Origin of the sequence: Cupriavidus sp. UME77 (assembly GCF_014170355.1) — a bacterium.
GTDB lineage: Bacteria > Pseudomonadota > Gammaproteobacteria > Burkholderiales > Burkholderiaceae > Cupriavidus > Cupriavidus basilensis.
This window is the reverse complement of sequence record NZ_LZZU01000020.1, coordinates 1-23,437: the sequence shown is the minus strand read 5'-3', so window position 1 is coordinate 23,437 and position 23,437 is coordinate 1. Positions and strand designations below refer to the sequence as shown.

The following is a 23,437-nucleotide window of genomic DNA, read 5'->3' as shown; positions in this document are numbered from 1 at the left end:
GGAAACTCCCAAGTGCAAGAAAAACTGCGAAAAAAAATACGGGAAAAGCGCGCGTTGGCTTGCGGTGCGGCGGCGGCCGCCATGCTGGTCGCCGCAGTCTATGCCGGTGCCGAAACATTGGCGCAGCCCAGCGAGCCTGACGACCGGCGAGCCAGCCAGCTGAGCGGCCTGGTGGCAACCATGTATCCCGAGCTGGACGCCTTGTACAAGGATCTGCACGCGCACCCCGAGCTTGCATTCGCCGAGACCCGCACCGCATCGCGGCTTGCCAGTGAGATGCGCACGCTCGGCTTCGAGGTGACCGAGAACGTGGGAAAGACTGGCGTGGTGGCCCTGTACCGCAACGGCCCGGGCCCAACCATCATGGTGCGCACCGACATGGATGGCCTCCCCATGGAGGAGAAAACCTCCCTGCCCTATGCCAGCAAGGCAGTCACCACTTGGAACGGGCGCGAGAGCTTCGTTGCGCATAGCTGTGGCCACGACTTGCACATGGCAACCTGGGTAGGCGCCGCGCGTGCCTTGGTCGCCATGAAAGGCCAGTGGCGCGGCACCTTGATGTTCGTGGCGCAGCCAGCTGAAGAGATCGGCGCCGGCGCCAGGGCCATGCTGGCCGACGGGCTGTTCAAGCGCTTTCCCAAGCCTGACACGGCGCTTGCCTTGCACACGGATCCCCGGCCTTACGGCACGGTCAGTTACAGCATCGGCCCGATGACGTCTGCCGCCAGCGCGTTCGAGATCGTCTTCAAAGGCCGTGGCGGACACGGCTCCGCACCCAACAAGGCGCTGGACCCGATCGTCATTGCCGCGCGATTCGTCACGGACGTGCAGGCCGTGACGAGCCGGGAAAAGGATCCGATGGCATTCGGCGTGATCACCGTCGGCGCGCTCCAGGCAGGAAGCTCGGGCAACATCATTCCCGACAGCGCGGTCTTGCGCGGCACAATCCGCGCTTACGATTCCGAGGTCCGGGCACAGCTTGTCGACGGGGTGCGGCGCGTTGCGCGGGCATCGGCAAGCGCGGCCGCGGCCCCCGAGCCGGAGATCACGATCACCGACAATGGCCCCGGTGTGGTGAACAGCGAGACGGTGGTCGCACGCGTCGAGGCCGCGTTGCAGGCGGGCCTGGGCAAGGACAAGGTGGCCCGCACGCTGCCGCTCACGACCAGCGAGGATTTCGCCGAATACGGCGGCGAGGGCGTGCCCTCGATGTTCTTCCTTGTGGGTGTGCTTGACCCCGCAGATGTCTCGGCCGCAAACAAGAGCGGCGGCAAGCCCCTGGTGTTCAATCACTCGCCCTACTTCGCCCCGGTGCCCGAGCCGTCGATCAAGACCGGTGTCACCGCCATGAGCCTGGCCGTGCTTAGCCTGCTCGCCGCGCCCTGAACGCACCTTGAACACGCTTTGCCGTGCGATGTTCCTGCCGGCCTGCTATCTGCCTGAGGATCATCGCCCTTGCGCCGGCTTGCCCAGGTGCGCGACGATCATCAGCCATAAGAAAGGACGAACCAATGCCATCGACAATAATCAGCGGTGTCACGCCTCACCGTGCCGGGCACACGTCGCAGAAGGCCGTACGGTGCGGCAGCAAGCCGATCTTGGCCGCAGTCTTTTCACTGTTATCCCAGACGCTGATCGCGTCACCCGCGTTGGCAGCAAGCGAATCGGCCGACGCCACGACGGCCGCAGTCGCCTCGCAAGTGACCAAGCGCGACGGCAAGTACTACCTCTACAAGAACGGCAAGCCGCTCAACGACACCGGCTACGACCGTCTGGACATCGAGTTCCCGGGCCTGGCCAAGGCCCGGCTCGGCTCGCAATACGGCGTGCTTGACGCGAACACGGGCACGCTCGTGCTGCCCATCATCTACCAGAGCGTCCGAACCGAAACGCTCAACACCATCGGCTTGATCCAAGTGCGCAAAGACAATCTGACGAAATTCGTCGACAGCAAGGGACAGCCGGTCAAGGTGCCCGCATATGACGTAGTCGCGGATTTCAATGGAGCCGGACAGGGGCTCGCCGAACGTGCCGGCAAACTGTTCATGCTGACATTCAGAGATGGCCAATTGCGCAGCGAGGATACGGCGCCGCAGTACCTTCCGAGCATCATCTTGCCGCCCGGACTGCGGCAGCGCCCGGCAAATCCGGGCGGTCCGCTCAACGGCACCTACGTACCCGCATCCTATCCCGATCTGAAGACCGCATGGGCCGCGTGGCGCAAAGGGCAACTTCTCGAGCCAGCTCAGCCGGCGATCGTGGTGAAGGGCGACATCGCGTATGTGTCGTTCGGCATCCTGGCCGACCCGCCGTTGCCGATGATGAGCAATACGATGGGCGCGTGCCAGAACGAACATGGCTTGGCGTTGTTCGATACGTCGCGGGCCGAAGGATGTGCATCGGCGGAGAAGCCGACGTTTCACTTCCAGCGCGAGCGTGACGGTTCGCTGCAGTGCACCGACTGTTATCCCGCCATGCCGGGTAAGTGGCTGAAACTGCCGGCTGCGACGCAATCGCTCGTCGGCATCGGTATCGTCATCGCCACGCCGCTGAATAGCACGGGTGCGCTCGTGCACGCTGTGATTCCCGGCGCGCCGGCTGAACTCGCCGGCGTGAAACCAGGCGACCGGATCACGACGGTCGACGACCGGTTGACCTCCGAGATGTCGCTCACCCAGATCACGGATCTGATTCGAGGTAAGCCGGCGACCTCTGTGAGGCTGGGAATCGAGCGCGAAACGCAGCGTCTGGAGCTGAATGTCGAGCGCAAGGCGATCGTGGTCGAAGCAGACTAACGGAGGCTCTATTGCTCGTACTCGATGGCCACGCCCCGATCACGGCGGACGGGACCAGCGCCTGCTGTGCGTGCCGGCCTTTATATTGCCCTTAATGCTGCCTTAAGCCAGCGCGGACTAGCATCTGTCAATCCTGGCCGGCAGGACTATGCCGCGCCAAGCCCAACGCTGCACGAAGGAGTTCAATATGACAGCACGCCCCAGCTACGAGGCCAGCGCCGCGGCGGCCAGCAAAGTGCCGGAAGTCACACTGGCATTCTGGCTGATCAAGATCGCCGCGACCACGCTCGGCGAGACCGGCGGCGATGCGCTGTCGATGACGATGGGACTGGGCTACCTGGTCAGCACAGCGATCTTTGCGGCGGTGTTCCTGGTGGCGGTCTGCGCCCAGGTGCGCGCCAGGCGCTTCCGGCCGCTGCTGTACTGGGCCACCATCGTGGCCACCACCACGGTCGGCACGACCCTGGCGGACTTCGCGGACCGCTCGCTCGGCATCGGCTACGCGGGAGGATCCACGTTGCTGGCGCTGCTGTTGCTGCTGTCGCTGGCGTTGTGGTATCGCTGGCTTGGCACGGTCTCGGTCGACAGCGTGCATTCGCCACGCGCCGAGCTGTGCTACTGGGTCACCATCATGTTCTCGCAGACGCTTGGCACAGCGCTGGGAGACTGGACCGCCGACACGGCCGGGATGGGTTACATCGGCGGCATGGCGATCTTCGGCTCGCTGCTGGCATTGCTAGCCCTGGCCTACTACCGCACGCGGATCTCACGCACGCTGCTGTTCTGGGCGGCCTTCATCCTGACGCGCCCGCTCGGGGCGGTGGTGGGCGACTTCCTCGACAAGCCCCTGCAATCCGGCGGGCTGGCACTGGGCCGCTTCAGTGCTTCGGCAGCGCTGCTGGGCTTCATGGCGCTTTGCCTGCTGCTGATGCCACCGCGGGCCGCAGCCCGGGCCCGGCACTAGCGTGCCGGACCCCGCTGTATCCGCTTGCGGGAAGATGCGGGCGGTATCGGGAAACGACCGTGGGTGGGCTGTGCCCTTCATCCGCCCCGGGCTCGATGGCGGCTTGATGTCGATCAACCGCCGGGCCGGCGCCGAACCTATAGTGGTGTGTGGCCTAGCTTCATCCCGCCGCACCTTCATCGTTCCCACCCGCCAGGAGTGCGCCATGAACGACGTCAGATCCGTATTTTCCGTACACCGCGCCGCGCTGCAGCGCGATGTCAACCTCCTGCTGGCCGATGTGCAGGCATTGCTGCGCGACGCCGCCGCCTTGACCGGCGAGCAAGCCGGCCAGGCCCGCGAACAGTTCAAGGTGCGGCTGGAGGCGCTGCAGCTGCGCCTGCGCGAGTTGCAGGAGCAAGGCCGCGGCCAGGTGCGCGATCTGGCCGATGCGGGAGAAGCGTACGTGCAGGCGCACCCATGGCGCGCGCTGGGCGCGGCCGCGGCAGTTGCCGCCGTATGCGGGATGCTTGTCGCCATGTCGGTCTCGCGCCGCGAATGATGGCCGATCGATAGCGGATTGATGGCGGATCGAAGGCAATATGGCGCCTGCGCAGCCTCGCTACCACCGCTGGCTCAACCTCGGGCTTCTGGCGACCTGCGCGCTCACGCTGAGCGCCGGATCGCTGCTGTACTGGTTCGAATCGGCGGCGCTCGCGCGCACCGTGTGGCTGATCGGCGTCCTGCCGGTGCTGATTGCGCTGGCCACCAGCACCGTGCTGGCGGCGTGGCGCCGCAAGGCCGGCGTGGATGTCCTGGCACTGCTGGCCATCGGCTTCGCATGGTGGCTGGGCGAGCACTTTGCCGCCGCTGTGATTGCCCTGATGCTGGCCAGCGGACGCGCACTGGAGAGCTATGCGCAAGCGCGCGCCGCCAGCGAGATGAGCGCGCTGCTGCGCCACGCGCCGCGCGAAGCCAGCCGCTTCGAACGCGGCGAATGGCGCCCGGTACCGCTGGAGCTGGTGCGCCCCGGCGACCGGCTGCTGGTGCGCGCAGGCGACGTGGTGCCCGCCGATGGGACGTTGCTCCAGGCGGCCGAACTGGATGAATCCACCCTGACCGGCGAGGCCATGCCCCTGCGCCGCGCGCCGGGCGAGCCACTGCGCAGCGGCGTGGTCAATGCCGGCGCACCGTTCGAGATGCTCGCCGGCGCCACGGCGGCACAGAGTACCTATTCGGGCATTGTCCGCCTTGTGATGGAGGCGCAGCAAAGCCGTAGCCCTTCCATGCGCCTGGCCGACCGCTACGCCCTGCTGCTGGTGCCGCTGGCGCTGGCCGTGGCCGGCGCGGCCTGGATCATGACCGGCGATGCGCACCGGGCACTCGCGGTGCTGGTGGTCGCCACCCCCTGCCCGCTGATCCTGGCGGTGCCGGTGGCCATCGTCTGCGGCATGTCGCGCGCTGCCAGCCGGGGCATCCTGGTCAAGAGCGGCGGTGCGCTGGAGCGGCTGGCGCAGTGCCACGTGCTGTTTTTCGACAAGACCGGAACCCTGACCACGGGCCAGGCCCGCGTCTCGGCCATCGAGGCGGCGCCGGGACACGCGCAGGACGAGGTGCTTCGCCTGGCAGCTTCGCTGGCACAAGCCTCGGTGCATGCCAGCTCCCGCGCGCTGGTGGCCGCGGCGCGCGAGCGCGGCCTGGCGCTGGCGTTGCCGGGCGAGGTCGCCGAGGATCCCGGCGCCGGCCTGCGTGGCACGATCGGCGGGCATATGGTCACCATCGGCTCCCTGGCGCACGTGGCCAGCGCAACCGCACCCACGCCGTGGAGTACGGCATGGGTGCGGCGCATGGGCCATGAAGGCGCAGCGGCCGTCTTTCTTGGCGTCGATGGCGCCATGCGTGGCGCGCTGCAGCTTGCGGACCAGATCCGGCTTGACACGCCCCGCGCGCTCAGGCTGCTCAGGCAGGCCGGCATCCAGCGCATGGTGATGCTGACCGGCGACCGCGACGACGTGGCGCAGATGACAGGCGCGATGCTGGGCGTGACGCAAGTGCGCGCCCAGCAAACGCCCGCGCAAAAGCTAGCGGCGATCCGCGAGGCGCAGCGCACCGACACGGTCATCATGGTTGGCGACGGCGTCAACGACGCGCCCGCGCTGGCCGCCGCCGACGTCGGCGTGGCAATGGGCGCGGCAGGGGCGGCCGCGTCGGCGCAGGCCGCGGACGTGGTATTGCTGGTCGACCGCCTGGACCGCCTGGCCGAGGCGATGCAGATCGCCCGGCGCACGCGCCGCATCGCCGTGCAAAGCGTGGTGGCGGGCATGGCGCTGTCGCTGGCGGCCATGATCGCGGCCGCATTCGGCTACCTGCCGCCAGTGGCGGGCGCGCTGCTGCAAGAACTGATCGATGTCGTTGTGATCCTCAACGCGCTGCGAGCACGCAAGCCTGGGCCCGAATGGCAGCCGGCACAAATCACGGCGGCCGAGGCCGCCAGACTGAAGACCGAGCATAGCGAACTGGGGCAGGTGCTCGACCAGGTGCGATCAATGGCCGATCGCGTAGCCAGCCTCCCCGGCGAAGCCGCCGCAGCCCAACTGGCAGCGCTCAACCAGGCACTGCGCGAGCAATTGCTCGCGCACGAGATCCATGACGACGCCGACCTTTATCCGGAACTCGCGCGGCGCCTCGGCGGCAAGGATCCGCTGGCTGCGCTCAGCGGCGGGCATCGCGAGATCTTCCACTTGGTCGGCATGCTGGAGCGCATTGCCGCGGACCAGCCCGCGGGCGGCATCGACCTGGAAAGCGCGCAGGAAGTCCGGCGCCTGCTCTATGAGCTCAATGCGATCCTGCGCCTGCATTTCGCGCAGGAGGACGAGCTGTATCACGCGCTGGGGGACGCCTGACGATCTGCCCGCTGCACAGCGTGCCCGGGCCGGCATCAGCGCAACGACTCCAACGCGAGCGCCGAGGCCCAGGTCACTGCGGCAGCCAGCACAAGCCCCGTGCCGACACGCAACGCAAAGGCACGCCCGCCCGCGGCAGCCAGCACGATCTTGGTAGCGGTGTTGGCGGAAAAAGCCGCCAGCACCGGCCACACCCCTGCCTCTGCCGACATGCGTCCCGCCGCTACCTGCGCGGCAACCGACACGGTTGCGGCATGCGCATCGGCAAACCCGCCGGCCACGGCCACCATCAATAGCATCCCGGGCCCGGACCATGCCCGGGTAGCGCCGTTGGCCAGCAAGAGCAAGGCCATGAGCAACACAAACCCTGCCGCCACGCGCCAGTCCAGCGAGGGGCCTGCTAGTTGTGCGCCGTCCTGTGCGCCATCTTGTGCACCGTCCCGCGCCGCTGGCCTGCGCTCTGCCAGCCAGAGCCAGAAGCCGGCATAGAGGCCCATTGCCGTCAGTCCGGCCGCCAGGGGCAATGCCAATGCCCGCAGCGCTGCCGCGCTGGTCGCCGCCAGCAACAGCAGCATCTGCACGAACGTGGCCACGCTGGAAAGCAGCGCGGCCGCCACGGCCGCATCGCGTATGCCCGGCGCCTTGCGCACCATCGCTGCCATCGTGCCGATGGTCGCCGCACTGGAGACGAAGCCACCGAACAGGCCGGTCACCGGCAGGCCCACCCGCTGCCCGAACAGCCGCGTGGCAATATGCCCGGCGGCGCCCATCAGCATCACCAGCATCGCCACCAGCCAGAGCGTGCGCGGGTTCCAGGCGTCGAACGGGCCCATGTAGCGGTCGGGCAGCAAAGGCCAGATCACCAGCGCCGCCACCGCCAGCATCAAGGCATCGCTTAGTTCCTGCCGGCTCAGCGCGTTGCGCACCAGGCCGTGCAGGGTGGCCTTGCCGTGCAGCAGAATCGCAAGGACCGTGGCAATGCCGGCGGCAAGCGCCGGATGCGTGACAGCCAGCGCGCCGAGCAAGACCGTGCACAGCAACGCAATCTCCGTGGTCATGCCGGGATCCCTGGCCGCGGTGTGGCGGTAGCCCAGGGCTGCCAGCCCGGCAATCGCCAGCAGGACCGCCGGCAACAATCCGGCGTTGGGCAGGAACGCGCCCAGCGCGCCGCTGACGCTGGCAATGGCAAACGTGCGCAAGCCAGCCGGCGCCTCGGCACCTTCCGCCGCCTGGCTGCGCTCCCGCTCCAACCCGATCGCAAGGCCGATCCCGAGCGCGACGCTAAATGCCACGGCCGTGTGATCCATGCTGTCTCCCCGGAAACGGTCAAGCCTACCGGCACCATTGCATCCAGTCTGGACCATGCCCGCGCAACCGGCTTGATGTGCCGCAAGGTTGATGCGGATCAACAAGCGCCGGTGGCACGCTTCTAGAATCATCTGATGGGCGAAACCGTGATTTGCCGTCGTCCCCGGCAAGACAGGCCCGCCCTGACCGCTGACAAGAGTGAGCGGCTCAGCAGCAATCCACGCGCATTACCGCACTATCGTGTTACCGCGCGCATCCAGGAGATTCACCATGCCAGACCAGACCGACGTCCCCCTCGCATGCTTCGCCGCCAATTGCGAGGCGGGCCTGCGCGCGCTGACCCTGCTGCAGGAGAGCCGGCAGCGCTTTCTCGAACTCCAGCTTGATGCGGTACGCAAGGACATCAAGACCTTGCACGACGCAGGCGCGCAGCTGGCGAATGCCGGCGACTTCGCCACGCTCGCCACCCTGCCGGCGACCTTCCTGCGCAACCAGGCCGAGCATTACGCACAGCGGATGCAAGCCTGGATGAGTCTCGCCATTCACAACCAGACCGCCATGGTGGAACAACTGCGGGAAGCCGGCGAAACCTGGCAGCGCTGCCAGGCCGCGGCCCTGCAGCAGGCCGGGAGCACCGCGTCGCTGTCCGCGCCAGTGCAGGGCATGTTCGAAAAGTTCAGCCAGGCGGCCGCGCTGAACGGGACCGCTGCCAGCACCGGCGCCGCTACGCAGAAGCGGGCCATCCATGCCGGCTGAGATGCCGCCGAATTGACGCTGAATTGACGCTGAATTGACGCTGAAACGCCGGCGGGGATGCCGCCGGCCGCCGCGGCCATCGCTGCCTAATCCAGCGCGTACGAACGAAGATACTCCGGCATCGTGACCGCCCAGCGCAGCTCCCGCTCGATCCGCTGGCGCAGCGCGTCGCTCGCGGCCGGCTCGCCATGCACCACGAAGGTCTGCCGGGGCGGGCTGCCGAAGCCGCCGAGCCACGTCATCAGTTCATTGGCGTCGGCATGGGCCGAGAGCGAAGTGATCTGCTCCACCGAGGCCTGGATGGCAACCTGCCTGCCATGGATGCGCAGTTCACGCATGCCCGAGGCCAGCGCCGCACCGCGAGTGCCGGCGGCCTGGAAGCCCGAGAGCAATATCGTATTGCGCGCATCCTGGCCATAGGTCTCCAGGTGATGCACCACCCGCCCGCCGGTTGCCATGCCGCTGCCGGCCAGGATGATCTTGGGCGCGCGGTCACGGTTCAGCCACATGGACTGCTGCATGCTCTGGATCAGGATGGCGATATGGCAGGCCGCCGCGCAGGCGGCGCGGTCGATCCGCAGCTCGTCCGGGTGCAGGGCGAAGATCGTGGTGGCATCGATCGCCATCGGGCTGTTGAGGTAGACCGGCACCTGGGGAATGCGGTTTTGCTCGCGCAGCTTGTAGAGGCAGTACAGCAACGCCTGGGTGCGCCCGACGGCAAACGCGGGAATCACCACGCTGCCGCCGCGGCCGATGGTGCGGCTGACGACCTCGCCCAGCGTGTCGAGCGGATCATCCGCGGGATGGGCGCGGTCGCCGTAGGTGGACTCGATCAGCAAGTGATCCGCTTCGCGAAGGATCTCCGGGGTGCGCATCACGATGTCCTGCTGGCGTCCCAGGTCGCCGGAAAACACGATCCGCTTGCCATCCACGTGCAGCGTCACGATGGCCGAGCCGATGATATGCCCGGCGCGATGAAACTCCGCCTCCACGTCGGGCGTCACCCGCACCCGCGTGTCATAGTGAAACGGGTCGAGCCGGCGCAGGGCGCGCACGGCGTCCGCGCCGTCGTAGAGCGGCAACGCCGGCTGATGCCGCGAGTAGCCCTTGCGGTTGGCGTAATGCGCGTCCTCCTGCGCCAGGTGGGCGCTGTCGGGCAGCAGGATCTGGCACAGCTGCGCGGTGCCCATGGTGCAGAACACCCGCCCCCGAAAGCCGTTGCGCACCAGCAGCGGCAGGTATCCGCTATGGTCGATATGCGCGTGCGTGAGCACTACCGCGTCCAGCCTCGACGGATCGACCGGCAAGCGGTCCCAGTTGCGCAGGCGCAGCGCCTTGTAGCCCTGGAACAGCCCGCAGTCCACCATCACGCGGCTGCGGCCGGTGTCGAGCACATACTTGGATCCCGTGACGGTGTCGGTCGCGCCGAGAAATTGCAGCTGCATGGCGCGCTCCGTCAATGCGACAACAGCACAGGCACCGGCGCGCGATGCATCAGCGCGCGCGTGGTGCCGCCCATGATCAGTTCGCGCATGCGCGAGTGGCCGTAGCCCCCGGCCACCAGCATGTCGGCCCCCAGCGCGCCAACCGCGTCGAGCAGACAGGTGGCGACGGGGCCCGCCTTCTGCACGTTGCGCACGCCGGCCACGATGCCGTGGCGCTGCAGGTAATGCCGCAAGCCGGCCACCGGCTCCGAGTCCGCCCGCGGTTCGCCGCGATCGTCCCAGACGCCGATGATGGTGACGTGGCTGGCGCGCAGCAGCAAAGGCATGGCGTCGGCCACGGCCCGGGCCGCTTCGCGCTGCCCGTCCCATGCGATCGCCACGTGCCCGCCATGCAGCCGGCGAAACGCCTGCGGCACCAGCAATACCGGGCGGCCGGCGTTGAGCAGCACGTACTCGGCCGCCCCGGCGCCCAGCGATGCCACTTCCTGCGTTGCCACCGGCCGAGCCATCACGGCCAGATCGGCTACGCGGGCCTCCTGCGCCAGGACCCAACCGATCTGCTCCTCCACCACGCGGTGCGAGAACGGCACGCCCGGCGCCTGCGCCGCCATGGTGCTGCTCAGTATCTCGCCCTGCAGCGTGGCCTGCGACAGCAGCCTGCTGCGCGACGCCGCCATATGCCGCACAACGTCATCGCCCGCGCCCCGGATCGGGTCCAGGCGCAGGCCGGTGGCGCTGACGCCGGTGACATGCGCGCCAAAAGAGGCTGCCAGGTCGGCAGCCATCCTGATGCGAGATGCGCAGTCGGGGTCCGCTCCGAGCGCGACCAGCACGGTCCGGTAGTCCATGATGTGCTCCATGTATTGGCGAGCGAGCCTGCAGGCAGACCCGGTCCAGTTCATGGTGGCACAGCGCGCCTGCCGCACGTTGTCCCAGATCAAGCGCAGGAAGCGCAGGAAGCGCGGGGGCTAGATATCGCCTTCGTCAAACAGGCGATGCTGGATCGCATAGCGCACCAGCGCCGCCTCGCTGGGCAGCCGCAGCTTTTCCATCAGCCGCATCTTGTAGGTGCTTACGGTCTTGGCGCTGACGCACAAGGCGGCGGCGATCTCGGTCAGCGGCTCGCCCAGCACCAGGCGGCGGTAGACTTCCATCTCGCGGTCCGACAAGCGCAGGTGGGGATCCTCGCGATGCTCGTCCTGCAGGCTGTTGGCCAGCTTCTCGGCCATCGCGGGGCTCACGTAGGTGCCCCCCGCCGCAACCTTGCCGATCGCGCTGACCAGCTCGGTGGCCGCGCTTTCCTTGGTCAGGTAGCCCGCCGCCCCAGCCCGGAACGCGCGCACCACGTACTGCTCCTCGGCGTGCATGGTCAGCACCAGAATACGCAGCTCGGGCTGCTCCAGGCGCAATTGCCTGATCAGCTCCAGCCCGCTGCGCCCGGGCATGGAGAGGTCCAGCAGGATGACCCGGGCCCTGCACTCGCGCGCCATCTGCAGCACGGCGGAGCCATCCACCGCCTCGCCCACCACCTCGAAGCCGCCGGCGCGGCTCAGTATGTGGCGCAGCCCGTCGCGCATCACGGCGTGGTCGTCGGCAATCATCACGGGAATCATGGGCTTGCCTCCGCGCTCGCGGCTGTGGCTATGGCCGTGGCTGTCGCCAACGGAAAGCGCACGGTCAGGCAGAAGCCCTCGCCAGACGCTTGCCTTGTCGCTACGGTGCCGCCAAGCAGCCGTGCGCGCTCCCGGATCCCCACCAGCCCCAGCGATACCCGCTCGCCACCGGCAGGCTGCGTGGCGGCATTGCCGTGGCCATTGTCCCGCACGGTCAGCTCAAAATGGTCGTCCTGGCGAACCAGCTCGATATCGACCCGGTCGGCCTGCGCATGCTGCACGACATTGCTGAGCGCCTCCTGCACGATACGGAACACCGCGGTGGCCGCGTGCTCGCCGACGTCTTCCTCCTCGGCGGCATGGGTGATGACATTGACGCCGTAGCGGGCGGAGAACTCCTTTGCCAGCCATTCGATCGCCGGGATCAGGCCAAGCTCGTCCAGCAATGCCGGGCGCAGGTCGGCGGCGATGCGCCGCACCGACGCCACGGTTTCGTCGATCACCAGGTGCATGGCGGCGGCCTGGTCCAGCAAGGCAGGCGCCGTTCCGGCGTCCTTGAGGTCGCTGGCGAGGATAGCCAGGTCCATCTTCAGCGCGCTCAGGCGCTGGCCCAGGTCGTCGTGCAACTCGCGGGCGATACGGCGGCGTTCCTCTTCCCGCGATGCCTGGACCCGATCGGAGAGTTGCTGGAGCTCCTCGCGCGACTGCCGCAGGGCCGTCTCCACCCTCACCCGCTCCGTGGTGTCCCGCAGGATGACGGTAAACAGCTTGCCGGCGCCGTCTTGCGTCTGGGAGATAGAGGCCTCGATGGGGAACTCCGTGCCGTCCTGGCGCAGCGCATGCAGTACCCGCTGCTGCCCCATCTGCCGGTCCGTGACCCCGGTGACGGCGAACCGGCGCACATGCGCCTCATGCGCCTCACGGAAACGCGCCGGGATCAGGTCCACCAGGGGGCGGCCGGTCACCTGCGCGGCGGTGTACCCAAAAAGGCGCTCCGCCGTGGGGTTGAACAACACGATGCACTGCGCTTCGTCCACCGTGATGATCGCTTCCATCGACGAGCGGATGATCCCTGCCAGGCGAGCCTCGCTGTCCTGGATGCGCGCCAGGTTGTCTTCCCCCGCGCGCCGCAGCCGCCGCAGGCGCACCAGCAGCAGCGACAGTACCACTGCCACCGCCAGGCCCCAGGCGCCAAGCATCGGCGCGGCCAGGCCGCCTGGCCGGGGGGCAAGCACGGTAATGAACCACAGTGCCAGCAGCAGGAGCAGCGCGAGCACGGCGCCACCTGCCGCCAGTTCGCCAAGCGTGGCGTGAAGCGATGCCTTGCGCGCGGAAGGCAAATTCGGTGAAGGAGGCTCGTTGGTCGCCATGGCTGGTCGCGAAGTGCTCCCGGAGGGTCGGCAAGTCCTGCGTGGATCCCGCGAGGATCGCCGGAGGCTCTCCTGTAAAGGTAGGCGATTTGAGAGAAATGCACACGCCCTCTGTGATGTGCTCGCAATATAGCGAGGTGGGCGTAGGGGGTGCCATCGTGCAGATAGCCTATGGTCTTTGTCAGGATTGCCTGACAGGGGCCTTCCTCTTTCAGACAGCACTCTCAGCGACCGCTTCTTTTTTACTGCCACGGCGCAAACCATACTCGATGGCATGAACCCCATGTTTCTTCCCGATCGTCTGAGCGTCCTGCTGCTCGAGGACTCGGCCTTGATCGGCGCGCGGCAGGCCAGGATGCTCAGGTCGATCCAGGAAGTGGAACTGCTAGCCCTGGCCCGCGAGCCACGTGCCGCGCTGCTGGCCGCGCAGATCCTGCTGCCCGACGTTGTCATCCTCAGCCTGAGCAGGTATGGCCGATCGGGGCTGAGCGCACTGCGGGGCCTGCGAAGAATGCGCCGCCAGGCGACCGTGGTCGTCCTGAGCAACTGCCCGGCGCCGCCAATGCGCAGTGCTTGCCTGCGGGCTGGCGCGTCGTACTTCTTCGACAAGACCATGGAATTCGACGCGTTGCGCAGCACCCTGCTGCTCCTTGCGGCGCAGAAGATCACCGCTCGGGCGGCGGCACCGGAACACACCGCGGCATAGCGCGCGCAGCGCTTTCCAGCGGCCAGGGGCAAGAGACAAGAGACAAGAGACCAGAAACCAGAAACCAGAAACCAGAGACAAAGGAATCAGCCATGTCAGCGTACCTGCAACAGCAAGCGAAAGCGCCTGCGGCTTTGCCCCGGGCCTTTCACAGCCCCCAATTGCTGGATTTCCTGCCCCTGGAACCCACCCCGCCGGCCACGATGTCCCACAAGGCAAATTGCTCGAGCTGCGCCATGCGCACCATCTGCATGGGCGGCAACCTGAACGATGCGGATCGCTCCAGGCTCGATGCCGTGATCCACAACTGGCGCATGGTCCGGCGCGGCGAAGCGCTCTACCGGGCTGGCGACGCCTTCCAGAGCATCTACGCGCTGCGTTCCGGATCGTTCAAGACGGTGTTGGCGCACCAGAACGGCTGCGAGCAGGTAAGCGGCTTCTTCCTCACCGGCGAGACGCTGGGGCTGGATGGCATCTGCACGGAGCACCACGCCTGCGACGCCATCGCCCTGGAAGACAGTGCGGTGTGCGTCATTCCCTTCCATCTGCTAGAAGCGCTCTGCCGCGAGATGCGCTCGCTGCAGCAGCACGTGCACCGCATGCTAAGCAGCGAGATCGTGCGCGAATCGGGCGTGATGCTGCTGCTCGCCAGCTTGTGCGCCGAGCAGCGCGTGGCGGCATTCCTGCTCAATATCTCGGCGCGCCAGCATGCGCGCGGCTACTCCCGGCGCGACCTCGCGCTGCGCATGACGCGCGAAGAAATCGGCAGCTACCTGGGCATGAAGCTCGAGACCGTCAGCCGCACCTTGTCGCGCTTCCAGCGCGATGGCCTCATCGAGGTCAAAGGCAAACGCGTGACCCTGCTGGATCTTGACGCGCTGGACCGCATCTAGGCGGGCGCCGTTGCGCAAGCCGCCCCTGCCAGCCGTGCGCAAGCAGTGAGAGCGCGGCCCACGATCTTGCGCGCCTGGTTGACCTGATTGACGCTGGCTTGACGCTGATCAGGAAACGCGCACGGTTCGGCTTGCGGCTGTGGCCGTAGTGCCTAGACTGGCAGAAAGCTGCCGCGGCGTGCCCGCGGCGTTCGCCTTTCCCGTGCTCCGCCTTGCACTTCATGGCGCCTTCCTTTTTGCACCTGCCTTGTTTCTCTTCCCGGGGGTCGATGCCATGACCATCAAGATCGTCTTTGCAAAAACCATCCCCTCGTATCGTCCGGCTGATCTCTGTCTCGAGTGCGCTGCCAGCGTCGACGGCATCCCGGCCAGCTACGCGATCACGGCGGAGGCACTGGAAGACCACTTCGGTGCGCGCTCGTACCGGCCGGACGACCTCATCCAAGCCTTCGAAGGGCACCGCGAGGATATCGAATGCGTGGCGCGGCAGCTGTTTGAAATGACCGCGGCGCACCACATTGTGCTGCACAGCGGCCATTTCCGTTTCGCGCTTTAGACCTGGCTGTGCACCGCCTGCCGCGGCGCCTCGATGGCAACGACATCGATTGCCAGCAACGGATCGGACAGGCACATGGCATTCCAGGCATGCATCGAGGCGGCAGGCGCGACAGTGTCCGCCTTGGGCCTGGGCGGGCGCCACCACTCTGGTCCCGGCGCGCAGCCGGCGCAAAGCATGGCTGCCAGGCAAGCCGCAAGGCCGCGCCGGCGCGCGCAGCCGCCCGTGGCACTTTGGTGGGGAACTGTCATCTTCATCGCCGCCTCCGGTTGCCGGCGCTTGCGCGCACCGGCTTGTCACGCCCGTGGCCTGCCGCGCCGAACCCTCGTTCCGCTTCAATATAGGCGCGTGGTTGCCGCTCGGCTTGATCCGCATCAAGCTAAGTTCCGGGCACGTGCATAGCATGGGTACATGACCTGCCCGATCGGGGGGACAGGCACCTGGGAGAGCGCGGCATGGAACCGGCGGCACTCACGCAAGCGTTGATGCGACCCGCGGCGTACCCGCATCCGGTGGGCAAGGTCAGCCTCATCGAGACGCACATCTCGCAAGTCTTCCTTGCCGGGCCCTTTGCCTACAAGGTGCGCAAGCCCGTGCGCCTGGACTTCGTCGACTTCGCCACGCTGGCCGCCCGCGAGGCGGATTGCCATGCCGAACTCGAACTGAATCGCAGGATGGCGGCGGCGCTCTACTTCGGCGTGGTGCCGATCGTGGCGGGATCCGGCCCCGGGGAGGTCCGTGTAGGCGGTACTGGCCAAGCGCTGGAGTACGCGGTAAAGATGCGCCGCTTCCGCCAGCAAGACCTGTTTTGCGCGATGGCGCAGACGAACCGGCTAACCGGCACCCATGTCGAGACGCTGGCCCGCCGGCTTGCCGCGATCCACCTGGCCGCGCCGGTCGCTGGCGGCGGCGCGGGGCACGGCACGCCGGCGCGGATCGCGGCGGTGGCGCAACAAGCCCTGGCGGGCGTTGCCGCCCTTGCCTCGGGCACCGGCGTGGCGGCACGCATGGCGGCGCTGCTGCGCGAGCGGGCCGTGGCGCTGCAACCGGCATTTGCCAAACGGCTGGCAAGCGGCCATGTCAGGGAGTGCCACGGCGACCTGCACCTTGGCAATATCGCCTTGATCGACGGCGAGCCCACGCCATTCGATTGCCTGGAGTTCGATGCCGGGCTACGCTGGATCGACACCATCAGCGATACCGCCTTTGTCTTCATGGATCTGCTCCATGCCAGCCGGCAAGACCTGGCCTACCGGCTGATCAATACCTACCTGGAATGCAGCGGCGACTATGCCGGCCTGGCGATATTGCCGTTCTACACGGCGCTGCGTGCCGTGGTGCGCGCCCGCGTGCTGCTCGAGCGGGCCCACCAGCGCAGCGCGGCGGGAACCGGCACCGCCGCGGAAATGGCGGCGGCGCAGATGCGCTGCAACGATCTGCTCGCGCTGGCCAGCGCCGTGCTGACGCGCAATCCGGGCGCGATCACCATCATGCATGGCCTCTCGGGCAGCGGCAAAAGCACCGTTGCCCACCAGCTGGCGCTGGCCGCGGCCATGGTGCGCGTGCGCGCCGACGTGGAGCGCAAACGCCTTGCGCTCGCACATGGCGATCGACATGGCGATCAACGTGGCGATATACAGAGCAATACGGCTGCCCACGGCGACCTTTACACGACGCAGCACACCGCCCGCGTCTACCGGAGGCTGCTGGCAATCTGCCGGCTGGGCAGTAGCGCCGGATTCCCCATGATTGCCGATGCGACCTTCCTCGCGCGCGCGCAGCGCCAGCGCTTCGCGTCGCTCGCCGCGCGCCAGGGTGTGGGCTTTTCCATCGTTGACTGCCACGCCGGCCTGGCCACCCTGCGCGAGCGGATCGTCACGCGTGCGCGCCAGGGCGGCGACCCTTCCGAGGCGGACCTCCAGGTGCTGGAGTGGCAGCGGCGCGCGCAGGAGCCATTGGGCAGCGATGAATGGCACCATGTGGTGCGCATCGGCGAGACTGTTCTGTCAGGCTGATTGCGCTCGGGCCGTGTGACCGGTGGAGGCCAAAGGCCAGATGGCCAAGGCCTCCTTGCTGCGAGGTTGGCGTGGTTGGGCGCCTGGCTGGGCGCGTGGCTGGGCGCGTGGTCGGGAAATTCGTGGAAACCTGCCCGTTCAGGCTTCCTTGGGCGACAGCCATGCTGGCCGCTGCGTGGCGCCGCTCCGGCCGTTGGCGGCTTCCACCTGCTCGGCAAAAGCGCGCAGGGCCTGCATTGCCGCCCCGCTCGCCACGTCGGCCTGGCGCAGCGCCAGTACCGGCGACGGCGGCTCCGTGGCCAGGCGGGCGACCTCCTCTGCCGCCCTGAAAGCGCCTTGCCGGGCCATCACACAGATCACCGACGTCTTGCAGGCCAGTGGCATGTGGTCGCGCAGGAAGCTGCGCATGGGCGCAGCCAGGTGGCCGACCCAGATGGGCGCGACGATGACAAGCCGCTGGCAATCGTCCAGCGCCGGGCCGGCGTAGCGGTAGCCTACATGGCGCTGCAACAAGATATCCAGCACGCAGCGCGCATCACCCAGCAAGCCGGCGCGGCTGGCCTGGTCGCCGACTTCCGCCAGCGGCCAGCCGGATTGCGCCGCCAGTTCTTCCGCAGCCTGGCGCGCCGTGCCGGTGCGCGAGTAATAAACGATCAGGATCTTTTCCATCGATGGCTCCTCAGCTCTCGATCCGGGTTATCCGCGTGCCGACCAGCGACAGGCTGATCATGATGCCGCCGTTGGTCAGCACGAAGCCCACAATATCGCCACGCACGGTATTGCTATCCACGCTGGCACCGATGCCCAGGCTCAGGACGGACACCGACCCGTCCACACCCACGGTCCAGCCCTGGCTGGCACGGAAGCGTTCCAGCGCCTGCCCGGTCAGGAACACCAGCACCACGGCCCTGGATGCCATGCCTGCCTGCGCCCCGAGCGAGGCGCCAATCAGCCGGTAATAGGCCTTGTCCCCGCCTGCGCCACGCATCATGCCGTCGCCCTGCTCCACGCCCGCCACCGCGCCGCCGGCGAGCACGTCGGGAAAGACCAGCACGCCGCTGGCCTTGTCCACCAGGGCCCGCGCGCCGGGGTTGCGCGCAGTCAGGCGCGCCAGCACGGCTTCGCAGCGTGCATCGAGCTCATCGGCATCCAGCACGCGCTTGTCGGCGGCTGGACCTGCCCACGCGGGCGCTGGCAGGCCTGCTGCGCAGCACAGCACGGCAGCTCCGGCGAGCGCCCGGCATGCCAGGCGCCGCCGCCTGGCGGCAGCCGGCAACGTTGGGGTCATGGCTTCACCGGCGAGCCTGATGCCGGCTTTGTGCCGGCCTTTGCCTCAGCCTGGGGCGCGTGCACCAGCAGTACCGGCTGGCGGCATTGCCGCACCAGCGCTTCGGCAACGCTGCCCATCAGCAGGCGCCGCACGCCGCGCCGTCCGTGGGTGCCCAGCACCAGCAACTCCGCCCCGGTCTGCTGCGCCACCTGCTCGATCGCGTTGGCCACGTCGCCCAGCGCCAGTGCTTCATCCACCATCAGCGTCTTGCATGTCACCTGCGCAGCCGCCGCCTTGGCCTTGGCTTCGTCCAGCAGGATCTGCCCGCCTTCGAGCAGGCCGGCACGCAGGTCTGTCAGGTCGATGTAGCCGACCTCGTACCGGAGGTAGCTGTTATCGATCACATGTACCACGGTGAGTTCCGAGCGCAGCGCGGCGGCCAGGCGCAGAGCCTCCTCCAGCGCCCGATCGGCGGACTCGCTGCCATCCACGGCAGCCAGGATCTTGCTGTACATCTTGTACCTCCCGCTGGAAAGACAGGCGCCGCAGCTTGCGGCCGATGCTTCCAGTTTGTACGCCCGGGCAAGCGTGGTGTTGATGTAGATCATGGCGTTTGCTGCTATCCCGGACACGCGCCGTTTGCGCGCTTTGGGCGCATCGCCCGGGCGGCTTGACGTGCATCAATACGCCCCGTGCCCAGCCCTCTAAGCTGCTGATGAAGGCCGCGCCCATGCGCGCTTTCCGATCGACATTGCAACATGGCGACATCCAGCCAGGAGGCACGGACCATGTACCAGAGAATATTGCTCGCGGTTGACGGCAGCCGCTCTTCCGAACTTGCCCTGAGCCAGGCCATCACGGTGGCCAAGGCGACCGGCAGCGAGGTAAAGGTGCTCTTCGTGGCGGACGACAACGATGTCTTCTTCACGGCGGGCAGCTACGACCCTCGCAAACTGATGGAGGGCATCCTGGCCGCGGGACGCGATGCGCTGGCAGCGGCCGCCGCGCGCCTGGCGGATGCCGGCATCCCGCATTCGACGCTGATCCTGGAGAAGCCCGTTTCCCCGGGGCAGATCTCCACCACGATCGTGGAGCAAGCCGACCGCTGGAATGCGGACCTGATCGTGATCGGCACGCACGGCCGCCGCGGCTTCCGGCGGCTGGTCATGGGCAGTGTTTCCGAAGGCGTGGTGCACAAGAGCAACAAGCCGGTGCTGATGGTGCGCAGCGAGATCGAGGAATGAGGGCGCCCCGGGAACGACGAGTTGGACGACGGGCTGAACGACGGGAATCATGCCGGCGGCGGGCGGGTTGATGCGCTGCACATCCCGGATCCGTCGCAACGGCGCGGCCGCGCCCCGGGTCCTCGCCGGCCTGCTGGCCGCATGGGCCTTGAGTTGCCATGGGCTCGCGCTGGCCGCACAGGCCACGCCAGCAGCGCTCTGGGTTTCCCAGGGGCATCCCAATGCCCAGGCCTGGCAGGCCGCCGGCATCCTGGACGGCGCCGCGGCAGACGGGCTGGAACCCCGCGATTATGATGCCGACGGCCTGCGCCGCGCGCTGGGCCAGGCCGCGGACGGGCCGCCGCTGGCGCCCGAAGCCGCCGCCTCGCTGGACGAGAGGCTGACGGCGGCGATGCAGCGCTATCTCGCCGACCTGCATGGCGGCCGGGTCGATCCCGGCACGATCCACGAGAAATTTGCCCCGGCGCCGGACCGGCAGTTCGATCCGTCCCGCCACCTGCGCGCAGCCGTCGCCGGGCAGGACCTGCCCGAGGCAGTCCGGCAGGCGGCGCCGTCGTTCCCGCTCTACGCAAGCCTGCGCGAGGCGCTTTCACGCTACCGCGCGCTGGCAGGCCACCCGGCCTGGCAGGCACCGCTGCCGCCGCTGCCCGGCAGGAAGCTGGTGCCGGGGCAGGCCTACGCCGGGCTGCCGGTGCTGGCGCAGCGCCTGATCGCGCTAGGTGACCTGCCTGCCGCCACGCCGGTCCCGGAACGCTACCAAGGAGAACTGGTGGAGGGCGTCAAGGCGTTCCAGGTCCGCCACGGGCTGGAGGCGGATGGCGCCATCGGGGCGGGCACGTTCGCGCAACTGAACGCGCCGCTCGCCGGCCGCGTACGGCAGATCGAACTGACGCTGGAGCGCCTGCGCTGGACGCCCCTGCTGGAGGGACCGCGCATGATCGTGGTCAACGTGCCGGAGTTCGTGTTGCGCGCCTACGAAATCCATGACGGCGCCATCCAGGTCAAGGCGGAAATGAAGGTGATCGTGGGCAAGGCGCTCGATACGCGCACGCCGCTGTTCAAGGAGGACATGCGCTTCATCGAGTTCAGCCCTTACTGGAACGTGCCGCCGTCCATCGCGCGCGCGGAAACCGTGCCCCGGCTGCGCCGCGATCCCGGCTACTTCGAGCGGCAAGGCTTCGAGTTCGTCAGTGGCGACGGCAAGGTGATCACCACCCTGTCGGCCGCCAGCCTGGATGCGGTCCAGCGCGGCCAGCTGCGCATACGGCAACGCCCGGGGCCGATGAATGCGCTTGGCGACATCAAGTTCGTCTTCCCCAACAACGAGAACATCTACCTGCATCACACGCCCACCCCGCAACTGTTCGCGCGGGAACGGCGCGACCTGAGCCACGGCTGCATCCGTGTCGAGGCGCCAGTGGCGCTGGCTGGCTTTGTGCTGCAGGACACGCCCGGCTGGACCGAGGCGCGCATCCGCGAGGCCATGGAGAAGGGAGAATCCAGCACGCTGCGGCTGCGCCAGCCCTTGCCGGTGGTGCTTGCCTACGGCACGGCCATCGTCAAGGCCGACGCTCGCGTCTACTTCTTCCCGGATATCTATGGGCTGGACAACGTGCTTGACGAGGCGCTGCGGCAACGGTCGGCCCGCCTGCGGGCTTCCGTCTTGGACAACACGCAGGCAAGATAGGGCAATTGCACCAAAGGGGAGTGCTTTCGATGACCAAACCGCCCAGCGATCCTCGCCGCCTGTTCCTGCGGCACGCCGGCGGGCTTGTGCTGGCTGGCACGCTGCTGCCTTTGCCGGCCCGGGCCGCGCTGGCAAGCTTGCCCGATGCCCGCAGCTTGTCCTTCGAGCACACCCACACCGGCGAGCGCATTGCCTTGGTCTACGCCGTTGGCGATCAATTCGTGCCCGAGTCGCTGGCCGCGCTCAATCACTTCCTGCGCGATCACTACTCGGGCCAGGTCGGCGTGATCGATCCGCAACTGTTCGCGCTGCTTTACCGCCTGAGGCAAACCCTGTGCTGCGAGACCCCCTTCCAGGTCATCTCCGGCTATCGCAGCCCCGCCACCAACGCGCGGCTGCGCAAGGCGCGCGGTGGCGGCGTGGCCAGCCACAGCCTGCATATGGACGGCAAAGCCATCGATATCCGCCTGCCCGGCGTTGCGCTGTCCGACCTGCGCGACGCCGCGCTCTCGCTGCGCGCCGGCGGCGTGGGCTTCTATGCGCAGGAGCAGTTCGTGCATACGGATACGGGCCGGGTGCGGGATTGGTAGGCAAGGCGCCGTTGAACGCCATCGGCCGGTTCTGGCCACGCTCTCGCACCCGGGTTTTCCCCATCGGCGGCCCCTCTAGCCTGGGCGGCCCGGACAAGTTATGCTCCTGGCGGCATATTAGCCCGCACGGGGTGGGCTAGCGCTCAATCGACAATCCCCCGGCACCGGGCGGGCACATCTGGACGGAAATCAGCCATGCGCACCCCTGCACGATCAATCTCTTGCCCGCGCGCATGCCGCTAAGCCGGTTGTTGTTGCCCCCAGAGCCGCCCACGCTCGCGCCCGGCATCGCGCACAGCAGTTTCAGCGTGCAAGGCGACGCCCGCCAGAGCTTGCTGGCCTGGCAGGAGCGGATGAGCCCGGTCTACGATATCCGGCCTGCCACGGCGCAAGGCGAGCAGACGTTCGAAGCCTCGCTGTCTCGCTACTCCATCGACGATCTGAGCTTCTTCGACATCCGCACCGGTCCCAATCTGGCCGAGCGCTCGTTGGGGCGCGTGTCGACAGAGAACATTCGCGACATCACCTTCAGCGTGTTCCTGGAAGGCATGCCAGCCCAGTTCCTGGGCGGCAAGCCTGGGCCAGACGCGCCGCGGCGGCCCGGCGTGCCAAGTATCCTCGCGCTGGACATGGACCAGCCGTGCACCATCCGGAGTTTTCATGGCCGCATGCTGCTGTTTTTTGTGCCACGCGCCTTGGTGGAAATGGCCTTCCCCGATGCCGCCTCGCTGCATGGCCGCCTGGTTGAGGCCACCACACCGCTGATGCGGGTGCTGATCTCGCATCTGGTGGCACTGAATCGACAAATCGTAGGCCTGTGCAAAGAGGAAGCCGAGCGGTCTTTTCGCACCGCGGTCGAACTGCTGGCAGCTGCGTTCAGCCGGCACGCGGGGCTCTCCGGCAACGCCCGCGCAGCGGTGCGGGCGGCGGTGTACGGACAGGTGCGGCGTTATGTCGAGGCCAATCTGCATGACCCCGACCTGACCCCTGACAGCGTGCTGCAATCGCTGCAGCTGTCGCGTGCCAGCGTGTACCGCCTGTTCATGCATGAAGGTGGCCTGGCCGCCTATATCCGCAGCCGCAGGCTGCGGGCGGCGGCCGATGAACTGGTGCGCTTTCCCGACATGGCGGTGCAAGACATTGCCTCAGGGCTCGGCTTCAACAATGCATCGAGCTTTACGCGCGCCTTTCGCCGCGCCTACGACATCGCGCCGCAGGAATTGCACAGCTATGCCGTGCTGCTACAGCGCGAACAGGCAAGACTACAGCGCCATGCACCCTGGCGCGCGGCGGGATTCAGGTAGGAATCCGTTCAGGACACTGCCCCCCGCCCCCTCTTGCCC

Annotated in this window: 23 protein-coding genes; 14 read left to right on the top strand and 9 right to left on the bottom strand. The window is 67.7% G+C overall.

Translation table 11 applies throughout. The features are described 5' to 3' along the window. The first annotated feature begins 81 nt into the window (after positions 1-81). The 5 genes from A9975_RS09665 (at position 82) to A9975_RS09645 (ending at position 6,641) form a co-directional block, all read left to right on the top strand. Positions 82-1,386 carry an amidohydrolase gene (locus A9975_RS09665; RefSeq protein ID WP_183032496.1) on the top strand — a complete coding sequence of 435 codons (1,305 nt, stop codon included), beginning with the start codon at positions 82-84 and terminating at the stop codon, positions 1,384-1,386. 212 nt (positions 1,387-1,598) lie between these two features. Beyond that, positions 1,599-2,795 (top strand): PDZ domain-containing protein, encoded by a 1,197-nt coding sequence (locus A9975_RS09660; RefSeq protein WP_183032495.1) that lies wholly within the window; start codon positions 1,599-1,601, stop codon positions 2,793-2,795. A 187-nt stretch (positions 2,796-2,982) separates the two neighbouring features. Further along, the gene (locus tag A9975_RS09655) at positions 2,983-3,759 is read left to right on the top strand and encodes a hypothetical protein (protein WP_183032494.1); all 777 of its coding nucleotides are present in this window, start codon (positions 2,983-2,985) and stop codon (positions 3,757-3,759) included. A gap of 205 nt (positions 3,760-3,964) precedes the next feature. Beyond that, positions 3,965-4,300, top strand: coding sequence for a YqjD family protein (locus tag A9975_RS09650; protein ID WP_183032493.1), 336 nt, complete (start codon positions 3,965-3,967; stop codon positions 4,298-4,300). A gap of 40 nt (positions 4,301-4,340) precedes the next feature. Then, positions 4,341-6,641 carry a heavy metal translocating P-type ATPase gene (locus A9975_RS09645; protein ID WP_183032492.1) on the top strand — a complete coding sequence of 767 codons (2,301 nt, stop codon included), beginning with the start codon at positions 4,341-4,343 and terminating at the stop codon, positions 6,639-6,641. Positions 6,642-6,676: 35 nt separating this feature from the next. Here A9975_RS09645 and A9975_RS09640 read toward each other — a convergent pair whose 3' ends face one another. Continuing rightward, complete coding sequence (locus A9975_RS09640; protein ID WP_183032491.1) at positions 6,677-7,948, bottom strand: DUF4010 domain-containing protein; 1,272 nt, start codon at positions 7,946-7,948, stop codon at positions 6,677-6,679. Between the two features lie 271 nt (positions 7,949-8,219). Here A9975_RS09640 and A9975_RS09635 point away from each other — a divergent pair, with 271 nt between their 5' ends. After that, positions 8,220-8,705: a phasin family protein gene (locus tag A9975_RS09635; protein ID WP_183032490.1), complete on the top strand. Its 486-nt coding sequence runs from the start codon at positions 8,220-8,222 to the stop codon at positions 8,703-8,705. Between the two features lie 86 nt (positions 8,706-8,791). Here the strand turns inward: A9975_RS09635 and A9975_RS09630 are convergent, their stop codons facing one another. The 4 genes from A9975_RS09630 to A9975_RS09615 all read right to left on the bottom strand — a co-directional run bounded on the left by A9975_RS09630 (position 8,792) and on the right by A9975_RS09615 (position 13,133). Then, positions 8,792-10,150: an MBL fold metallo-hydrolase RNA specificity domain-containing protein gene (locus tag A9975_RS09630; RefSeq protein ID WP_183032489.1), complete on the bottom strand. Its 1,359-nt coding sequence runs from the start codon at positions 10,148-10,150 to the stop codon at positions 8,792-8,794. Positions 10,151-10,161: 11 nt separating this feature from the next. Then, positions 10,162-10,998 (bottom strand): universal stress protein, encoded by an 837-nt coding sequence (locus A9975_RS09625; protein WP_183032488.1) that lies wholly within the window; start codon positions 10,996-10,998, stop codon positions 10,162-10,164. Between the two features lie 120 nt (positions 10,999-11,118). Further along, the gene (locus tag A9975_RS09620) at positions 11,119-11,763 is read right to left on the bottom strand and encodes a response regulator transcription factor (RefSeq protein WP_183032487.1); all 645 of its coding nucleotides are present in this window, start codon (positions 11,761-11,763) and stop codon (positions 11,119-11,121) included. Next, positions 11,760-13,133: a PAS domain-containing sensor histidine kinase gene (locus A9975_RS09615; RefSeq protein ID WP_255503132.1), complete on the bottom strand. Its 1,374-nt coding sequence runs from the start codon at positions 13,131-13,133 to the stop codon at positions 11,760-11,762. The genes A9975_RS09620 and A9975_RS09615 overlap by 4 nt, the downstream gene beginning before the upstream one ends. A gap of 283 nt (positions 13,134-13,416) precedes the next feature. Between A9975_RS09615 and A9975_RS09610 the strand changes: the two genes are divergently transcribed. The 3 genes from A9975_RS09610 to A9975_RS09600 all read left to right on the top strand — a co-directional run bounded on the left by A9975_RS09610 (position 13,417) and on the right by A9975_RS09600 (position 15,288). Further along, on the top strand, positions 13,417-13,839 hold the full coding sequence (locus A9975_RS09610; protein WP_255503131.1) for a response regulator: 423 nt from the start codon (positions 13,417-13,419) through the stop codon (positions 13,837-13,839). 92 nt (positions 13,840-13,931) lie between these two features. After that, a complete protein-coding gene (locus tag A9975_RS09605; protein ID WP_183032485.1) occupies positions 13,932-14,732 on the top strand; it encodes a helix-turn-helix domain-containing protein in 801 nt (266 codons plus the stop codon). A gap of 274 nt (positions 14,733-15,006) precedes the next feature. Beyond that, a complete protein-coding gene (locus A9975_RS09600) occupies positions 15,007-15,288 on the top strand; it encodes a DUF1488 domain-containing protein (protein ID WP_183032484.1) in 282 nt (93 codons plus the stop codon). Here A9975_RS09600 and A9975_RS09595 read toward each other — a convergent pair. After that, on the bottom strand, positions 15,285-15,539 hold the full coding sequence (locus A9975_RS09595) for a hypothetical protein (protein WP_183032483.1): 255 nt from the start codon (positions 15,537-15,539) through the stop codon (positions 15,285-15,287). The two genes, A9975_RS09600 and A9975_RS09595, sit on opposite strands and share 4 nt — an antisense overlap. A 204-nt stretch (positions 15,540-15,743) precedes the next feature. Between A9975_RS09595 and A9975_RS09590 the strand changes: the two genes are divergently transcribed. Continuing rightward, positions 15,744-17,303: a bifunctional aminoglycoside phosphotransferase/ATP-binding protein gene (locus A9975_RS09590; protein WP_183032482.1), complete on the top strand. Its 1,560-nt coding sequence runs from the start codon at positions 15,744-15,746 to the stop codon at positions 17,301-17,303. A 138-nt stretch (positions 17,304-17,441) separates the two neighbouring features. Here A9975_RS09590 and A9975_RS09585 read toward each other — a convergent pair whose 3' ends face one another. From A9975_RS09585 to A9975_RS09575, 3 genes are read right to left on the bottom strand one after another with little or no spacing between them, the layout of a single operon-like run. Next, entirely contained in the window at positions 17,442-17,972 is a 531-nt protein-coding gene (locus A9975_RS09585) for a flavodoxin family protein (protein WP_183032481.1), read from the bottom strand. 10 nt (positions 17,973-17,982) lie between these two features. Then, the gene (locus A9975_RS09580) at positions 17,983-18,591 is read right to left on the bottom strand and encodes a YSC84-related protein (protein WP_183032480.1); all 609 of its coding nucleotides are present in this window, start codon (positions 18,589-18,591) and stop codon (positions 17,983-17,985) included. Beyond that, complete coding sequence (locus A9975_RS09575) at positions 18,588-19,181, bottom strand: universal stress protein (RefSeq protein ID WP_370564259.1); 594 nt, start codon at positions 19,179-19,181, stop codon at positions 18,588-18,590. Before A9975_RS09575 ends, A9975_RS09580 begins: the two co-directional genes overlap by 4 nt. Before the next feature lie 180 nt (positions 19,182-19,361). Here A9975_RS09575 and A9975_RS09570 point away from each other — a divergent pair, with 180 nt between their 5' ends. From A9975_RS09570 to A9975_RS09555, 4 genes are all read left to right on the top strand, one after another. Then, complete coding sequence (locus A9975_RS09570; protein ID WP_183032479.1) at positions 19,362-19,817, top strand: universal stress protein; 456 nt, start codon at positions 19,362-19,364, stop codon at positions 19,815-19,817. Positions 19,818-19,887: 70 nt separating this feature from the next. After that, complete coding sequence (locus tag A9975_RS09565) at positions 19,888-21,504, top strand: murein L,D-transpeptidase (RefSeq protein ID WP_183032478.1); 1,617 nt, start codon at positions 19,888-19,890, stop codon at positions 21,502-21,504. 29 nt (positions 21,505-21,533) lie between these two features. Next, a complete protein-coding gene (locus A9975_RS09560; RefSeq protein ID WP_183032477.1) occupies positions 21,534-22,094 on the top strand; it encodes a YcbK family protein in 561 nt (186 codons plus the stop codon). A gap of 308 nt (positions 22,095-22,402) precedes the next feature. Beyond that, a complete protein-coding gene (locus A9975_RS09555) occupies positions 22,403-23,398 on the top strand; it encodes a helix-turn-helix transcriptional regulator (RefSeq protein ID WP_370564256.1) in 996 nt (331 codons plus the stop codon). The last annotated feature ends 39 nt before the right edge of the window (positions 23,399-23,437 follow it).